Origin of the sequence: Treponema sp. J25 (assembly GCF_004343725.1) — a bacterium.
Lineage (GTDB): Bacteria > Spirochaetota > Spirochaetia > Treponematales > Breznakiellaceae > J25.
Genome location: NZ_PTQW01000029.1, coordinates 102081 through 116683, shown reverse-complemented (window position 1 = coordinate 116683; position 14603 = coordinate 102081). Strand labels below are relative to the sequence as shown.

Here is a 14603-nt window from a genome sequence, read left to right as displayed (position 1 = left end):
AACAACAATCGCGGCCGTCGTATAACGGCTATTACCCCAGCCTTCCAAGCTGGAGACGTGGGTTCGACTCCCATCGGCCGCTTTAGGTTAGAGGGCCTGCCAAAAGGCGGGCCTTTTTTATTTTAGAGTAAAGTTAGCCTCGAATGATTGCCTAAATCAAAAATTGTTTATTGGGACAACCTGTGATATACTGGGTATACGTTTTATTAAAAAGGATACCCTATGAAATATCTTGTAGTGTACTATTCACGAACAGGGAATAATCGTTATATAGCCCAGCAGCTTGCTAAGGATATACAAGGAGAACTTGTTCAAATTAGACCGCGTCTTAATCCGCTCTTTTCTACACTGTTCAATATTTCTATGGGAAATAATAAATTAGAAAAAGATGTGTCCCAGTATGATGGAGTTATTGTCTGTGGCCCTGTCTGGATGGGAAAACTGATTACTCCCCTCAAAGATTTTATTCGTGCATATCGCAATACCTATAAAAAATTGTACTTTGTAACCTGTTGTGGCAGTGGTGCTGCAGAAAAAGATGGCCCCTTCGGTTATGAAAAGGTTTTTCAAAAGGTACGACAGATTGCAGGGGATAGTCTAATAGCATGTCAGCCTTTATCGCTCGGCAATACGGTTTCCAATGCTGAGCGTGGTTCCTCCGACGAGGTTTTGAACATACGGCTTAACCAGGATACCTTTGTGGGACAAATAAAAGAGGTGTATAACGGATTTGTAAAAACCTTAGAAATCTAAGCGAGATTGATTCTAAGAGAAATAATCGAGAATCTCTTGCTCATTATATATAATTTTTAAAATATAGTAGCTTTTAGTTCTATCTTGTCAAACATCTAACCATATGCAAGAATATCTATATAATTAAATGCTATTAGAGGGAGGGTGCCGGGATGCGGAATTTTACTTTTTATGTTCCCACCGAAGTTGAATTTGGGAAGGATACGGAACATAAGGTTGGCGAGCTCGTAAAGAAACACGGGGGGAGCCGGGTCCTTGTGGTATATGGTGGTGGGAGCGCCCAAAAAAGCGGCCTCCTTGATAGAATTTACGGGCGCCTTAAAGAAGCGGGCCTGGAGTTCCAAAGTATTGGCGGTGTAAAACCCAATCCCACGGTAGAATTGGCTCGAGAGGGGGTTGCGCAAGCTCTGGCCATGAAGGCGGATTTTATCCTTGCCGTAGGTGGGGGCAGTGTCATTGACACCGCTAAAGGGATAGCCCACGGAAACGCAAACCCTGGCGTTGACCTTTGGGATTTCTGGACGGGGGCAGTGAGCCTTCGGAAAACTACCCCCGTCGGTGTAGTGCTTACTATTCCTGCGGCGGGCAGTGAAATGAGCGCCTCTGCGGTACTCACCAATACCGCTATCGGCCAAAAGCGGGGCCTATCTTCAGAACTGAATCGACCGGTTTTTGCCATCCTGAATCCGGAACTGAGTTTTACCCTTCCTCCCTATCAAATAGCCTGTGGTATTACGGACATCATGATGCATACCATGGAACGCTATTTTGTTCCCGAAGAAGATAACGAGACCAGCGAAGCACTGGCGGAAGCCCTGCTGCGAACGGTTATACGAAACGGAAGGATTGCCATGAAAGATCCCCGGAATTACCAGGCCATGAGCGAACTCATGTGGTGTGGCAGCCTTTCCCATAATTCGATTACGGGGCTGGGAAGTCGGGGGGATTGGGCGGTTCATCAACTGGGACATGAGTTGAGCGCCAGATACGATGTGGCCCATGGGGCAAGCCTTTCCACCATGTGGAAAGCCTGGGCCCTCTATGTGTATAAAAGCAATCCCCGGCGTTTTGCCCGTTATGCTCAGCATGTGTGGGGCCTGGGGGATGGGGGCGACGAGGAGCGCCTTGCCCTGGCGGGTATCGATGCGACGGTGGCCTATTTTAAGTCCCTGGGAATGCCCACCAATTTTAAAGAACTGGGGGTTCCTTCCTGGGATGAGGCGCTCTTTGAAGAACTCGCCTACCGATGTAGCTACGGGAAAACCCGGACCATAGGGCACTTTATGGTCCTCGATGTGGAAAAGATGCGGGATATTTACCGCCTGGCAAGCGAAGTGTAAAGACCAAAATCACGTATTACCTATTCTTTTGATTGTTCCCTAGAGAAGAGGGCGGACCATGTTGGGGGCCAGCAATACCATTGTGGGGGCCGGCGAGAAAGGCAAACTGCCCCCTTTAGAAGTAAAAGGATACATGAGGGGCCTTTTTCTAAAAGCCCTTACTCAGGAACCTTGATACACCGGGCTACATACATGGGTCCCAGGCCACCGCTGGTATCAGGGAGAATGTGTCGCCCAAATTCGGTTTCTTCCCCTTCGGGAAAATCGGGCTTTGCCAGATACAGACGGCTCCCATATTTCTGTATAAGCCGTCGGAACACCTCGTCATTTTCCTGGGGAGTAAGGGCGCAGGTGGCATACACCAGGCATCCCCCTGGTTTGAGCAGGAGAAAGGCCGATGACAGGAGCGCCCACTGACGCTGGCTCAGCATTCTCGGCCGGGCCGGCGACCATTGGGCAAGGGCCGCCGGATCTTTTATCACATGCCGTTCGCTGGAACAGGGGACATCTAAAAGAATCGCCCCAAAGCGTTCCCATTCGGTGCGACGGGCTCCAAGGGCGGCCGCATCAAAACCGGAGACGGTCACCTGTTCGCGAATGGCCGCGGGGAGATGGGTGTCCAGGACTTCCACAAGGCGGCGCCGCCGTTCCCGGGACAGCTCGTTAGAAAGCAGTCGTACCCCCTTTCCCATCCGGCTTGCGATCACCAGGCTCTTACCACCAGGGGCCGCACAGGCATCGAGGATTTCTCCCTCCGCAGGGAGCACGAGCGATTCGGCGGCAAGCACCGATGCCCGGTCCATCCAGTACGGCCGGGTAAGGTTGGTGGTATAGGCCCATCCAGGGCCTTCTGTCAAAAGGCTTTCCCGCAACGAGGGCCAGCGGTGCTGAAAAATATGCTGGTAGTAAGTTTCGAAGGCTTCGTTCATAGCTACGTGGTCAGTAAAAAGAAGATGATGCCCAGGTGAAAAAGCTCGGTGAGCTCTATGGCGGCCCCCAGGGCGTCCCCCGTGTATCCGCCGAGGTTCTTTTGGTAGAGATGGCCGACCCACCCGGCAACCGCAAAAGGAAGCGCCATAAAAAGTCCTCCATCCAGAAGCATTGGTATGGATGGCGCCGGTATTCCCCAGAGGATGCCCGCCACCAACAGGATGAGTCCCTCCGCACCCAGGTATCCTCCCAGGGCTCTCCAGAGAGAACCCCCTTGCACGAGCGCTCCCAGCCCTTCTTTCCGAGCGGGGCGAAAGAGGGCAGGCAGTACCGCCGCCGCGGTTCTGCTACTTATCGGAAAACTGAGAAAGAAAAAGTATCCCCAGGCACCCTTGGCGGAGAAGCCCTGTCCCCCTATCTTCTGAAAGAAGTATAGCTTTGTCACCAGATACAACACCCCCACCCATAACCCGTACACCCCTACCCGGGGGTCCTTGAGTATGGCCTCTCGTTTTTCTTTAGGAATAACCCCCAGAAAGGCGTCGGCCGTATCCAATAACCCATCAAAATGAAAAAGATTGAACAAGAGATAGTAGGGAATTAAAAAAACGAGGGCAAACAACATCGGATCGGGATTCCCCAATCGGGATAGCTGGAGGATCCCCGCCAGGGCCAGCGAAGGAATAAGTCCTACCAGGGGAAGGTAGACATCTACCCGTGACGCATCAAACTGGTACCATCGGGAAGGAATCGGAATGCGGGAAACCAGCGCAAGGGTGGACAGCATCTGATTCCAGGGGCGGATCTTACACTTCATGAATGTGCTCCTTGGCACAGAAATCGGTGCACCATTTTTTCCATACCCCGAGGCTCTGGGCTACCTCGGGCCACGAAAAAACTTCAAAATTGATAAGGGGCCGTTTCCCCGCGTGGGAAAATGATGGGTAACCACCAGGACCGTTTTCGATAGGAGAACTAAACCCCCTGTTCTGTGCTGGACTTGGGGGAAGGGGATCCTTCCTGGGAAAAAGAAAGGGCAGGAGGGGTGTAAACCAGGGGTCCCCTTCGTGTAAAGGATGGTGATCCGCTAATCGGTCGGGAGGAACAAGCCCCGGAGGAAGCGCCCGATGGAGATGTATTTCCTGAATTTGGTTCCCATAGATTGAAAGAAACATAGCCAGGTCTTCCCCGGCAAGTTGCAGGTGCCCCGTATCAAGACAGAGCCCCCAGCCGGGGAGTTTTTCTACCATCCCCTCAAGGCGACCAGGCTGGGTGTTTTCGATAATAAAGCGGTAGCCCCGCCGGCTCGTATACCGCTCTTCCCAGGTAAGGAGGCGCTGGGCCAGGGTTTCCTGTTCCTTTTCGCCCGCCGGGGGATGCACCACAAAATGTTCAACCAGGGGCGCCAGCTGTTCTATGAGCTTTTCATGATGGTCCTCAAGCCTCTCAGGGAGATGGGCGGTATACAGGAAGCGCTCCCGATACTGGAGAATTCTTTCCCAGTCGGCCTTGAGTTCTGCGGCCACCGTTTCATCGTATATGAAAAAGAGGAGCTCCACCGCCGCAATATCTGTTTTATCCGCTAGAAAGTCCAGGTTTTCGGCGTAGGTTCCCGGCATAACCCAGGATGGGGTGGCAAGGGGGTAGGGGGAACGCTGGCCTACCCGACGGTGAAAAGCGGCGGAGACAGAGGAAGGATGCTTCATTTTATCCTTACGGGAATCCCCGCTACCATGAGTTCCACCTGATCTACCTTCTGGGCAAGGAGGATATTGGTCTCCCCGAGAAGAAGGTTGTAGTGCCGGCTAAGGGTATCGGCGGGGATATTTCCCCAGCCGGTTTCATTGGTAACAATGATGCAATCGGGGGGTAAATGGGTAAGGAAGTCATCTCGAATCGAAAAAAAGTCCCCTTCCTTTTGGTAGTACAGGATATTGTTAATCCACAGGGGAATACAATCAATTATCACCGGTCCCGAACAGTGCTGGATGGCCCGGTTAATCCACAGGGGCTCTTCAATGGTAATGAACTCGTCCTTCCTCTGGGAATCTTTTCGTTCTTTTTTATGGCGGTCTATTCGGGTCCGCATTTCTTCGTCAAAGGCTTCAGCGGTGGCAAGAAAATACCGGGGAAAGGACCATAGGCTTTGCGCCACTTCCAGGGCCCGCCGACTCTTTCCCGATTTTACCCCGCCGGTGATAAGGAGTCGCATTTATTCCACGCTTTTACAGGAAACGATGTGCCGCATTTTGGTGATGGTCTCTTCAGACAGAACATGCTCCATCTTGCAAGCATCCCGTTCTGCAATATCCTCCGAGACCCCCACAATATCCTTTAGGAAGGACGTAAGAAAATAATGGCGTTCCCGAATTTCTTTTGCCCGCCGTTCCCCTTCCGGAGTAAGGATTACCCCTTTGTACCGCTTATGCTCCAGGTAGCCCTGCTCTTCCAGGTTTCTGAGGGCCGTAATCACCGAAGGTTTACTTACCCCAAGCCGCTGGGCAATATCGGTAACCCGCACGGCCCCTTCGTCGGAGAGGAAACTCACCATTTCAAGATAATCTTCCAAAGCCTGGGTCATGTCACGCCGTATTGTGAAAGATTCCCCCTTCTCTGTCAACTCCTTGGGGGTGTAAAGGGGCCGGTTTGTTCAATTCAGTTTTTGGTTCCAATCGTTTTTCCTGGCGGCCCTTCGGGGGGGCTTGGCGGAACGCCGCCTTTTCTGTATTTCCCCCTGGTCCTGTATCCATTCCTGAAGAATATACCAGAGCACCAGGATGCTGCCGGTGAAGGGAAACCAATCACCCAAAATACTGTAGAGGGTTGGGGCCTGAGGCTGATGAACGGGAACCACCGTGGCTAGATAGGCTTCCGTGAAAAGGGGGAGCTGACTCAGGATTCTTCCCTCCGCATCGATGACGGCGGTGACGCCACCATTGGTGGAACGCACCAGGGTACGTCGGTTTTCCACTGTTCGGAAACGGGCTGCCACCAGGTGTTGAATTTCGGCGGATACCGTTCTGGACCAGGAATCGTTGGTTATGTTGATGAGAAGGTCCGCCCCTTTTTTAAAAAAGTCCCGACACACATCGGCAAAGGCGTCTTCAAAACAGATGGGGACCCCAAAGCGAAGCGGCTGACCATGAAGGGTGGACACTTCCATTACCACCGTTTTGGTACCCATCACCCAGCCCCCTTCGAGGCCCACTACCTTTTGCATGAAATTGCGCATCCACTGATATTCCCAGAGAGGAATGGCTTCGGCGAAGGGAACAGGATGCTGCTTGGCATAGGAAAAACGGAGGTTCCCCATACGATCAATAAGGATAGCCGAGTTGGTCGCATCGTAGGTTTCCCAGTTCAGTACCTCTGGAGCGCCCGTCAGCAGGGGACGATCTACCTCTGCCAGAAGGGTAAGGAGGGGGCGTTCTGTTGGCTGTTGTTTATAAAAGGTACGGTATTCCCGGTAGGGCCGTCGGAGAACCGTTTCGGACCAGACGATGAGGTCCGGTTTTTCGTAGCCCGTGGGTTCTTTAAAAGCGGCCAGGCCCCCATCGGTTAACTCGATGGCTTTCCGGAGGGAGGGAAGTTCCCCATCGTTCCAGCTATCGGCGTTATGCTGGATTAACAGCATGGGAACCCGCTGTACGATAGGCGTTGGATGGACCAGGCGATAACTTCCGTACAGGGCATACCAACAAAATAGGATGCCCCAGAAGGCAAGGATGCGCCCCTGGTAAGAACGGAGGAAATTCCCCAGATACTTCCATACAGCGCCAAAATTGCCGGGAAAAGGTCTCGGGAGAGGAAGCTCCACAAAAAGGGCCGAAGCAAGGGCGTTGAGGAACGAAAGGCCGTATACCCCGAGGGTATCGGCAATCTGAATCATCCACAGAACGTCGTTCCAGCCATAGGCCACGAGTCCCCAGGGGTAACCTAAGAACCCGATGGATTTTCCCCATTCCCAGGTGGTCCAGAGGAAGGCCACAAGGAAAGGGCGGTAGGGAGAAGGTCGGATGAGCACAAAGCGGAGAAAACCCGCCACCAGCATATGGAGAAGGCCATAGGCCACGGTGGTGGAACCGATGGTCCACAGGGCAAAGTCCTTGAAAAAATACAACCAATAGCTTGAGGTCGCGTGGGATATACTCCCAAAAAGAAAGCCTAAAAAGGCGGCCTCCCGGTAGCTTTTGCTTTTTCTCAGGGCCATAAAATATGGCGCCAGGGCAATGAGAGAAAAGAGGGGCTGGCCAAAATGAAAGTATTCATTGGGAATCGAAAGGGTAAGGAGCAGGGCCGCACAAATAGTTAAGAGGATACGCATGTTTTGTATTGTATCAAAATATTTTTGATTGAATAATAGGCATTTTTCATTTATTATAAGAAAAAGTGGTATGTCCTGCACGGTAGGGGGTACCAAGTGTTATTCCGGGGGCAGAGGCTATGAAGGACATCGGTACCGTTCACATGACTGAATATGAAGGGGATATCGATTATAATGAGGGAATCGCTATTGCCCAGGCGCCAGGACGGATCCATCTCATGGGTGAACATGGGGAACGGGGGGCGGCGTTGTTGCTTTCTCTCTGCATTAATCGCTATGTTCGGGTCGCCATAAGCCTCAGAAAGGATACTTCCCTCCGTTTTTTCGCCGCCGATCTGGGGGAACGAAAACGGACTACCATGGTAAACCTGAAGTACAAACGGGAAGATCGGTGGGCAAATTTCATAAAGGTCGTTATTTTCGCATTCCACGAAGCGGGCTATCCCATTAAGGGCTTAAGCTGTACCTTAAGCGGGGACATTCCCCAACAGGTAGGGCTTGCCTCTTCCTCTGCCATAGAAATCGCTGCCGCCCTAGCGCTCCGCAGTCTCCTTGCCCCCGATATGGACGATGAGCGGCTTATCCAACTCCTGGAAGAAGCTCAGGCCGCCTTTTTTGGCAGAAACGATCACGCCATTGACTATCATATTTTGTTAAAAGCGAAGAAAGGCAATTTTGTGGTGGCCGATGAACTGCGGCGGACCATTCAGTATATTGCCTTTCCCGAAGATGGGTACCAACTGGTGTTGACCGACTCCCGGGTTCCTCGCTTTGGGGTGGAAGCGGAATTAAAGGATCGCCGCCATGACCTAAAGGTAGCCCTGGAACTCCTGTCTAAGAAAAAATCCGGTGCCAGCTTTCGGGATTTTGTAAAGGAAGATTTCATGGAGTTCATGGGGAACCTGCCGGAAGAACTGCGGCGGCGGTCCCTCCATGTGGTGCGGGAGGTGCGGCGGATTACCGAGATAGAAGAGGCCCTCAAGAAGTCCGATATGGTTGCCTTTGGGCGGGCCATTACCCATTCCCATGAAAGCCTGCGGGATCTCTACGAAGTGTCCTGCCCGGAGGTGGATTGGCTCGTAAAACGCTCCATTGAAATCGAAGGCGTGTTAGGGTCCCGGATGACCGGTCAAGGTTTTGGGGGCTGTATTTACACCTTTCTTAAGCCCCAGGCCCTGGAAGAATACGAGCGGCGTCTTGAGGATTATGAGCGGATTTTCGGTTTTAAACCGGTGATATATGTGGTAAAGGATAGTGAAGGGGCCCGCTTAGTGCATCGGGGGCCCCTGGAAATGGTAGGTGCGTAGAATGGGGGGGAGCTTACAAAACGCTATCCGATTGTATCGGGCCCGTCGTTTTGATGTGGCCCTGGAAGAATTGTTGCAACTCGATAGTCGCTCCTTTTCTGAGGAAGAAAAGGCGGAGCTTGCCTATTATTTGGGGCTCTGTTATACCAAGCTTGAGCAATTTGATGACGCCCTTCTGTACCTTGAGCAGGTAGTGACCAATGGGAAGGATCCCTTACGGATGTACCAGTGTCGTCTTGCCCTGGCATACGTATATGCCGTGACCGGGCGTTCTAAACTTGCGGAATTTGAACTCCAGCGTCTTATTTCCCAGGGATTTGAGTCGGTGCAGCTCTATGCCGCCCTGGCGTACACCTTCTATATGCAGAAACAGTACGAAGAGGCGATCGATTATTATTCCCGGGCCCTTGAACTGGATCGGGAAAATCCCACCGCCCTTAATGGGCTGGGCTATGTGTTAGCCGATACGGAAAAGGATGTTCGGCGAGCCCTGATACTCTGTAAGCGGGCGGTGGATAAAAAACCCCACAATCCTGCCTATCTCGATTCCCTCGGGTGGGCCCACTTTAAAAATGGGAATATCCCCGAAAGTAAAATCTGGATTCGGCGGGCCCTGGATCTGCTCCCGGACCATCCGGAGATTCAAGAACATATGCGTCGTATACTGAGGGCTGAATCGTGAAAAAAAAAGATCTCCGTTGCTGGTGGCTGTCTCTTATGGTGTGGCTCTGGACCCCCCTCCTGGGGGCCCAGGTTGACCGTAACGCCCTTATGGCCCGCCAGGAATTTCGTATAGGGATAGAAGCATTCTATCGTTATGGCTATAACGAGGCGATCCTTTCTTTTGAAAAGGCCCTTTCGTATAGGAATCAAGAACCCCTCATCCTGGAATGGTTAGGCCGGGCCTACTACCAGTCGGGCCTTGAAGACATTGCCCTCCAGCAGTGGCAGGAAGCCCGACGGCTGTATCCGGCGGGTTCCCCCCAGGCCCTCCTCTTAACTAGCCGTATCGAGACCGTCCGCAATCGCCGCATCCCCTTCTTTGCTCAGCAGGAGCAACCCCAGTATGTGGAAGCAGGTCGGTATCCCAACAAAAACAAGGATCTCCTGCTCTATCGCCAGCCCTCTTCGGTGCTTTCCACAGAGGATGGATCGGTGTGGGTGGTAGCCTATGGTTCGAATGAACTGGTGCGCATCGACGTGAATGGGGTCATTCGCTCCCGCATTCGGGGCCCCCTGAATGGGTTTGATCGGCCCTATGATATGGCCCGGGCCTCTGATGGAACCCTCTACGTTTCCGAGGCTCGGGGCGGACGAATATCGGTGCTGGATCCGCAGGGAAACTGGAAACGATACCTGGGATCTAAAGGGCGAGGGTCGGATCAATTTATTGGTCCCCAGGGACTGGCGTTGGATAGGAGCGACTATCTCTATGTGGTGGACTTTGGGAGTCAGCGTATTTCAAAGTGGGCCCCGGATGGTTCCTTTCTTTTTTCGTTTGGGGCCCGCCAGGGGGCGTTTCAGGGGCTTAAGGGGCCCACGGGTATTGCCGTCATCGGCGATCGGGTCTTTGTAAGTGATGGGCCTGGCCGCTGTATCCATGAGTTTGATCGGAATGGCAATTACCATGGCATTTTGATTGGGGAAGGTCTCGTGGCCCCCGAATCCCTTCGGGCTACCGCTGAGGGGCAGTTGCTCCTGGTGGATGCCCAGAAGGTGTACCTCATAGATCCCACCATGGGGGCGGTGCGGGAAATCGCATCCCTGGGCCGGGGGGCCGGAAAGGTTACCTGTGCCGATTATTCGGTAAATGGGAACCTCTTTGTCAGCCTTTTCGACAAAGAAGAAATAGCCCTGCTGGTGCCTATGGTGGATGTGGCCTCAGGGCTCTTTGTAGAAATCCAGCGGGTGGTTGCCGATAGCTTTCCCCGGGTTACGGTGGACATAAAGGTGCAGAACCGGAATCGCCGGCCCATAGTGGGGCTCAACGAACAGAACTTTTACCTTTATGAAGAGGGGAAGCCCGTGGCGCAGCAGGAGTTTCGGGGGGCTTCGTACCTGAACCAGGATACGGCCGTATCGGTCATTCTTGAGCGGTCACCAGCCATGAACCGCTTTACTTCCGATGTGGAGACGGCCCTCCGGGACATCAGAAAATCGGTGGATCGCCTCGTGTCGGTAATTTCCGCCGAAGAACAGCCCATCAAGGAATCCCTGAGTGGAGCCTGGAATCCCGAAGGCATTGCCCGGGGAAATAGGGCCCGCTATTCTCCCGCCTGGCGCTTTGATCGGGCCCTGCGACTCGCCGCAACGGACCTTTTGGGAGCAAGCCCCAAACGGGCGGTGCTCTTTGTAGGATCCGGTTCGGTGGGGGAGCGGGCCTTTGAGCAGTATAGTCTTTCGGCCCTGGCGGCCTATCTGGCTAACAATGGGGTGGCCTTCTATGCGATCCTGCCGGTACTGGGAAACGTGAACCCCGCACTGGAATATCTAGCCCAGGAAACGGGTGGGGCGGTCCTCTACCTGTATCGACCAGAGGGAATTGGCCCCATATTGCAGGACCTTCGAAGGCGACCAAGCGGTATCTATCAACTCCAGTACACATCCCGACTTCCTACTAATTTTGGGAACGCCTACCTGCCCCTGGAAGTAGAGGTGTACCTTCTCCAGCGATCGGGTCGGGATATACTTGGCTATTTTGCGCCCCTGGAGTAAGAGAAACCGGCAAGGCACTTCTTCTTCCCTCCCAGTACGCCGGTACGGGGCCCGCCGGTGGGTAAAATCAGAGGCCCCCGCAGAACCTGCCGGGATTCTCCAGGGGGACCCGTACTGGTAGGTGGCTCTTACGGTGAGGGACCCTCAGGTTTTTCCCTGTCTATGGCTGAATAAATCTATATAGTTGACGTTATATAATAATATTCATATATTTAAGATGAAACGAGTGGTCCCGAAGGATTACTCTTTCCTGCACCGAAGATGGTGGTGCCGCATCCCAGGGACGGAGGAAACAGAAATGTCTCTAAAACTTACAACAGCAGAATTTAAGGAAAAGGTATTTGATTATGAAAAAAATACCGAATGGGCCTATGCGGGGGATCTCCCGGCAATCGTGGACTTTTACGCCGATTGGTGTGGTCCCTGTAAGATGGTAAGCCCCATTCTTGATCAACTTTCCAAAGAATATGAAGGGAAAATTCACGTATACAAGGTGAATACCGACGAAGAGCAGGAACTGGCCAGTGTGTTCGGCATTCAGAGTATCCCCACCATTCTCTTTATCCCCAAGGAAGGCCAGCCTCAGGCGGCCATGGGAGCCCTGCCCAAGGCAACTCTGGAACGGGCAATCCAGGAAGTGCTCGGCGTCACAAAGGAAGCATAAAGGGCTTTCTTACCGATATCCCCCGGGGCTACAGGAAGGGCCGATAGAATGGCCTTCCCTGCCCGTGAGGTACCAAAACCAAAAGGTGCCTTTTCTAGGATGGATAGCCTAGTTTTTCTACTTTTTTGTTTCTTACCGCTTCTTCGATAAGCCCCTGCAGTTCACAGGCGGCGTACAGGTCCCGGGCCTCGTCGTAGGGGGCATGGATGATAGGATGCACAGGGCTAAAAAGCACACAGCAATCTTCATAGGGCAGAATAGAAACGTCGTAGGTCCCGATTTCGCGGGCTAAGCGGATCGTTTCTTCCTTATCGAGACCAATGAGGGGGCGTAACACCGGAAGGACCGTGGTACTTTCGGTGCAGCGGATGTTTTCGATGGTCTGACTTGCCACCTGGCTCAGGCTTTCACCCGTGACGAGGGCCCGGGCATCGATGGTACTGGCGAGCCGATCGGCGGCCTCCATCATGGCCATCCGGAGCAGTACCGTGGTCCACGCATCGGGGGCCCGTTCTTTTATGCGCAACTGTACCGCCGTGAAGGGTATCGTGAAAAGCCGCATCCCCAGGGTATAGCTTCCGAGAATTTCTGCCAGCCGAGCCACCTTTCGCTGGGCCTCTTCTGAGGTATAGGGATAGGCATGAAAATAGATGCTATCCAGTTTCATTCCCCGGCATGCCATGAGGTAGCCTGCCACCGGCGAATCGATGCCCCCGGAAAGGAGGAGCAATCCCCGCCCCGCCGAACCCACCGGGAGGCCCCGCCTTCCCTGATGGGTAAGGCTGTATACGTAGACCCGCTCCCGCACTTCAATATGGATAACTATCGGGGGGTTCTGTACCTGGACAGTAAGTTCAGGGAGAGCCTTCCTGATTTCTTCCCCCACGGCACAGACAATGCCATAGGAATCGAGGGGAAAACTCTTGTCGGAACGGCGGGCTTCGAGTTTGTAGGTCCGGTAGCCCTGGGATGCAAGGTCGCGGGCTTCTTCGACGGCCGTGGCAATGAGGGCTTCCATGTTTTTTTCGCAGAACCTGGCCCGGGCCCATCCCGCGATGCCAATGATGCGGTTCAGTACCCCTTCTACCGCCTTTTCTTGTTCTTCCGAACAGCGCACAAAGTAGCGACCTTCCGTAAGGTTGAGTGAAGCGCCGGTTCCCCGAAGCATGGTTACCATGTTTCGCTTGAGGATCCCTTCAAATTCTTTTCTATTGTTGCCTTTCAGGGTGAGTTCCCCTGGTTTGATAAGATACAGACCCATGATGTGATTTATCCTTTCTGAACGATAGTGGCAATGGCCGCCACGAGGGCCCGGATGTCCTCTTCGGTGGTGGTCCATCCCTGGGAAATTCTGATGCCCCGCCGGGCAAGCTCCTCCGGGACACCCATGGCCTTAAGGATGGGCCGGTCCTGGTGGGATGCAGAACAGGCTGAACCGGTGGAAACCGCAAAACCCCGGTCATTCAGGGCGCGCACCATGACCTCCCCTGGCAGGTTGGGAAAGGCCACCTGCAAAATGTAGGGAGAAAAACGGGGATCCTCAGGGGCTCGATCGGCGGGAATCAGGGTGGTTCCTGGAATACGGCTCAGTTCTTGTATGAGCAGGGCCATCCGGTGGACCGCCGCCTGGTATTCCTGGCCTACCACAGCGGGGGAAATCCTTTGTTCAAGACAGTGGGCCAGGGCCAGGGCTCCCCACACATTTTCGGTCCCCGGTCGTAGTCCCCCTTCCTGCTCTCCCCCCCGCAGCAGGCCTTCGATCTTTTTTCGGCAATACAAAAGACCGATGCCCCGGGGGCCGCCAAGTTTATGGGCGCTCATGGCCGCTGAATCGATGTCCGCTTCCTGCAGTGAAAAGGGGATCTTCCCCAGGGTTTGTACCAGGTCGCAGTGGATGTGGAGCGGCGGCCCCCCCCGCTGGGCCTGGTAGGCCCGCAGTTCCTTCACCAGGCGGGGAATATCATGGATGGCGCCGGTTTCGTTATTTACCCCCATGAGGCACACCAGGCGGGTGCGGGGAAACTTTTCCAGGCTTGCAAAAAGAGCCTCGGCGACAACCCGTCCATCCGATGCGACGGGGATGGTTCCCACCGGATGCTCTAGCCGCCGGAGGATTTCCGCGTTTTCCCGCACCGAGGGGTGCTCTGTGGCTCCGTAGAGAATCCCCGGTTTCCCCGGCCGGAGCAGCAGGGAATGAATTACCAGGGCGTTTGATTCGGTGCCGCCGGAGGTAAAAAAGAGGGTATGCTCGGGAACGCCCAGGATACGGGCACAGGTTTTGCGGGCCCCTTCGAGGGCTTCCCTGGCCTTCTTGCCCTCCTCGTGTAAAGAAGAAGGGTTTCCCCAGGGATATGCTCCTGGCCCATCAAACTGAATCGGTATGGCTGTGGCGGCCCAATCAAAATATATACGACGGGAAATGGTTTCATTCATCGGTGAACTCTCATGCACGCCTAATAGTACTCAGGCTGCCCCCCTTTGCCAAGGCCGAGGTTCGGGCATCGGCGGTCTCTTTGGGGGTATGCGGTATGCTTCTCTCGGGAAAGCCCAGGAAGGAGGGTGATGGTTAC

At 53.7% G+C, this 14603-nt stretch carries 14 protein-coding genes and 1 tRNA gene; 7 read left to right on the top strand and 8 right to left on the bottom strand.

Going from position 1 to position 14603, the window contains the following annotated elements; genetic code table 11:
- Positions 1-10: 10 nt before the first annotated feature.
- The 3 genes from C5O22_RS09435 to C5O22_RS09425 all read left to right on the top strand — a co-directional run bounded on the left by C5O22_RS09435 (position 11) and on the right by C5O22_RS09425 (position 2093).
- Positions 11-82: transfer RNA gene (locus tag C5O22_RS09435), tRNA-Gly, on the top strand.
- Between the two features lie 140 nt (positions 83-222).
- On the top strand, positions 223-753 hold the full coding sequence (locus tag C5O22_RS09430) for a flavodoxin family protein (protein ID WP_132781219.1): 531 nt from the start codon (positions 223-225) through the stop codon (positions 751-753).
- Between the two features lie 152 nt (positions 754-905).
- Complete coding sequence (locus C5O22_RS09425) at positions 906-2093, top strand: iron-containing alcohol dehydrogenase (protein ID WP_132781217.1); 1188 nt, start codon at positions 906-908, stop codon at positions 2091-2093.
- Between the two features lie 158 nt (positions 2094-2251).
- Here C5O22_RS09425 and C5O22_RS09420 read toward each other — a convergent pair whose 3' ends face one another.
- The 6 genes from C5O22_RS09420 to lnt form a co-directional block, all read right to left on the bottom strand.
- On the bottom strand, positions 2252-3022 hold the full coding sequence (locus tag C5O22_RS09420; RefSeq protein WP_132781215.1) for an RsmB/NOP family class I SAM-dependent RNA methyltransferase: 771 nt from the start codon (positions 3020-3022) through the stop codon (positions 2252-2254).
- Between the two features lie 2 nt (positions 3023-3024).
- On the bottom strand, positions 3025-3840 hold the full coding sequence (locus C5O22_RS09415) for an adenosylcobinamide-GDP ribazoletransferase (protein ID WP_132781213.1): 816 nt from the start codon (positions 3838-3840) through the stop codon (positions 3025-3027).
- Positions 3830-4729, bottom strand: a complete 900-nt coding sequence (locus C5O22_RS09410; RefSeq protein WP_132781211.1) for a TIM barrel protein — start codon at positions 4727-4729, stop codon at positions 3830-3832. Before C5O22_RS09410 ends, C5O22_RS09415 begins: the two co-directional genes overlap by 11 nt.
- Entirely contained in the window at positions 4726-5235 is a 510-nt protein-coding gene (locus C5O22_RS09405; protein ID WP_132781209.1) for a bifunctional adenosylcobinamide kinase/adenosylcobinamide-phosphate guanylyltransferase, read from the bottom strand. Before C5O22_RS09405 ends, C5O22_RS09410 begins: the two co-directional genes overlap by 4 nt.
- Positions 5236-5604: a metal-dependent transcriptional regulator gene (locus tag C5O22_RS09400; protein ID WP_132781207.1), complete on the bottom strand. Its 369-nt coding sequence runs from the start codon at positions 5602-5604 to the stop codon at positions 5236-5238. It abuts the gene before it with no gap.
- A gap of 69 nt (positions 5605-5673) precedes the next feature.
- Positions 5674-7347 (bottom strand): apolipoprotein N-acyltransferase, encoded by a 1674-nt coding sequence (lnt, locus tag C5O22_RS09395; protein WP_132781206.1) that lies wholly within the window; start codon positions 7345-7347, stop codon positions 5674-5676.
- Positions 7348-7466: 119 nt separating this feature from the next.
- Between lnt and C5O22_RS09390 the strand changes: the two genes are divergently transcribed.
- From C5O22_RS09390 to trxA, 4 genes are all read left to right on the top strand, one after another.
- A complete protein-coding gene (locus C5O22_RS09390) occupies positions 7467-8654 on the top strand; it encodes a galactokinase (protein ID WP_132781204.1) in 1188 nt (395 codons plus the stop codon).
- Between the two features lies 1 nt (position 8655).
- Positions 8656-9336: a tetratricopeptide repeat protein gene (locus tag C5O22_RS09385; RefSeq protein WP_132781202.1), complete on the top strand. Its 681-nt coding sequence runs from the start codon at positions 8656-8658 to the stop codon at positions 9334-9336.
- Positions 9333-11369 carry an NHL repeat-containing protein gene (locus C5O22_RS09380; protein ID WP_132781200.1) on the top strand — a complete coding sequence of 679 codons (2037 nt, stop codon included), beginning with the start codon at positions 9333-9335 and terminating at the stop codon, positions 11367-11369. The genes C5O22_RS09385 and C5O22_RS09380 overlap by 4 nt, the downstream gene beginning before the upstream one ends.
- A gap of 298 nt (positions 11370-11667) precedes the next feature.
- A complete protein-coding gene (gene trxA / locus C5O22_RS09375) occupies positions 11668-12033 on the top strand; it encodes a thioredoxin (protein WP_132781226.1) in 366 nt (121 codons plus the stop codon).
- A 94-nt stretch (positions 12034-12127) separates the two neighbouring features.
- On the opposite strand, the gene thiI is transcribed toward trxA, so the two are convergent.
- A complete protein-coding gene (gene thiI / locus C5O22_RS09370) occupies positions 12128-13294 on the bottom strand; it encodes a tRNA uracil 4-sulfurtransferase ThiI (RefSeq protein ID WP_132781198.1) in 1167 nt (388 codons plus the stop codon).
- An 8-nt stretch (positions 13295-13302) separates the two neighbouring features.
- The gene (locus C5O22_RS09365) at positions 13303-14466 is read right to left on the bottom strand and encodes a cysteine desulfurase family protein (RefSeq protein WP_132781196.1); all 1164 of its coding nucleotides are present in this window, start codon (positions 14464-14466) and stop codon (positions 13303-13305) included.
- Positions 14467-14603: the final 137 nt, after the last annotated feature.

What these genes read in the sequence shown, in the direction of transcription:
- thiI (WP_132781198.1), bottom strand. Translation starts at nt 13,294, where the DNA reads ATGGGTCTGTATCTTATCAAACCAGGGGAACTCACCCTGAAAGGCAAC.
- C5O22_RS09385 (WP_132781202.1), top strand. Translation starts at nt 8,656, where the DNA reads ATGGGGGGGAGCTTACAAAACGCTATCCGATTGTATCGGGCCCGTCGT.
- C5O22_RS09430 (WP_132781219.1), top strand. Translation starts at nt 223, where the DNA reads ATGAAATATCTTGTAGTGTACTATTCACGAACAGGGAATAATCGTTAT.
- C5O22_RS09410 (WP_132781211.1), bottom strand. Translation starts at nt 4,729, where the DNA reads ATGAAGCATCCTTCCTCTGTCTCCGCCGCTTTTCACCGTCGGGTAGGC.
- C5O22_RS09405 (WP_132781209.1), bottom strand. Translation starts at nt 5,235, where the DNA reads ATGCGACTCCTTATCACCGGCGGGGTAAAATCGGGAAAGAGTCGGCGG.
- C5O22_RS09415 (WP_132781213.1), bottom strand. Translation starts at nt 3,840, where the DNA reads ATGAAGTGTAAGATCCGCCCCTGGAATCAGATGCTGTCCACCCTTGCG.
- trxA (WP_132781226.1), top strand. Translation starts at nt 11,668, where the DNA reads ATGTCTCTAAAACTTACAACAGCAGAATTTAAGGAAAAGGTATTTGAT.
- C5O22_RS09425 (WP_132781217.1), top strand. Translation starts at nt 906, where the DNA reads ATGCGGAATTTTACTTTTTATGTTCCCACCGAAGTTGAATTTGGGAAG.
- C5O22_RS09400 (WP_132781207.1), bottom strand. Translation starts at nt 5,604, where the DNA reads ATGACCCAGGCTTTGGAAGATTATCTTGAAATGGTGAGTTTCCTCTCC.
- C5O22_RS09390 (WP_132781204.1), top strand. Translation starts at nt 7,467, where the DNA reads ATGAAGGACATCGGTACCGTTCACATGACTGAATATGAAGGGGATATC.
- C5O22_RS09420 (WP_132781215.1), bottom strand. Translation starts at nt 3,022, where the DNA reads ATGAACGAAGCCTTCGAAACTTACTACCAGCATATTTTTCAGCACCGC.
- lnt (WP_132781206.1), bottom strand. Translation starts at nt 7,347, where the DNA reads ATGCGTATCCTCTTAACTATTTGTGCGGCCCTGCTCCTTACCCTTTCG.
- C5O22_RS09365 (WP_132781196.1), bottom strand. Translation starts at nt 14,466, where the DNA reads ATGAATGAAACCATTTCCCGTCGTATATATTTTGATTGGGCCGCCACA.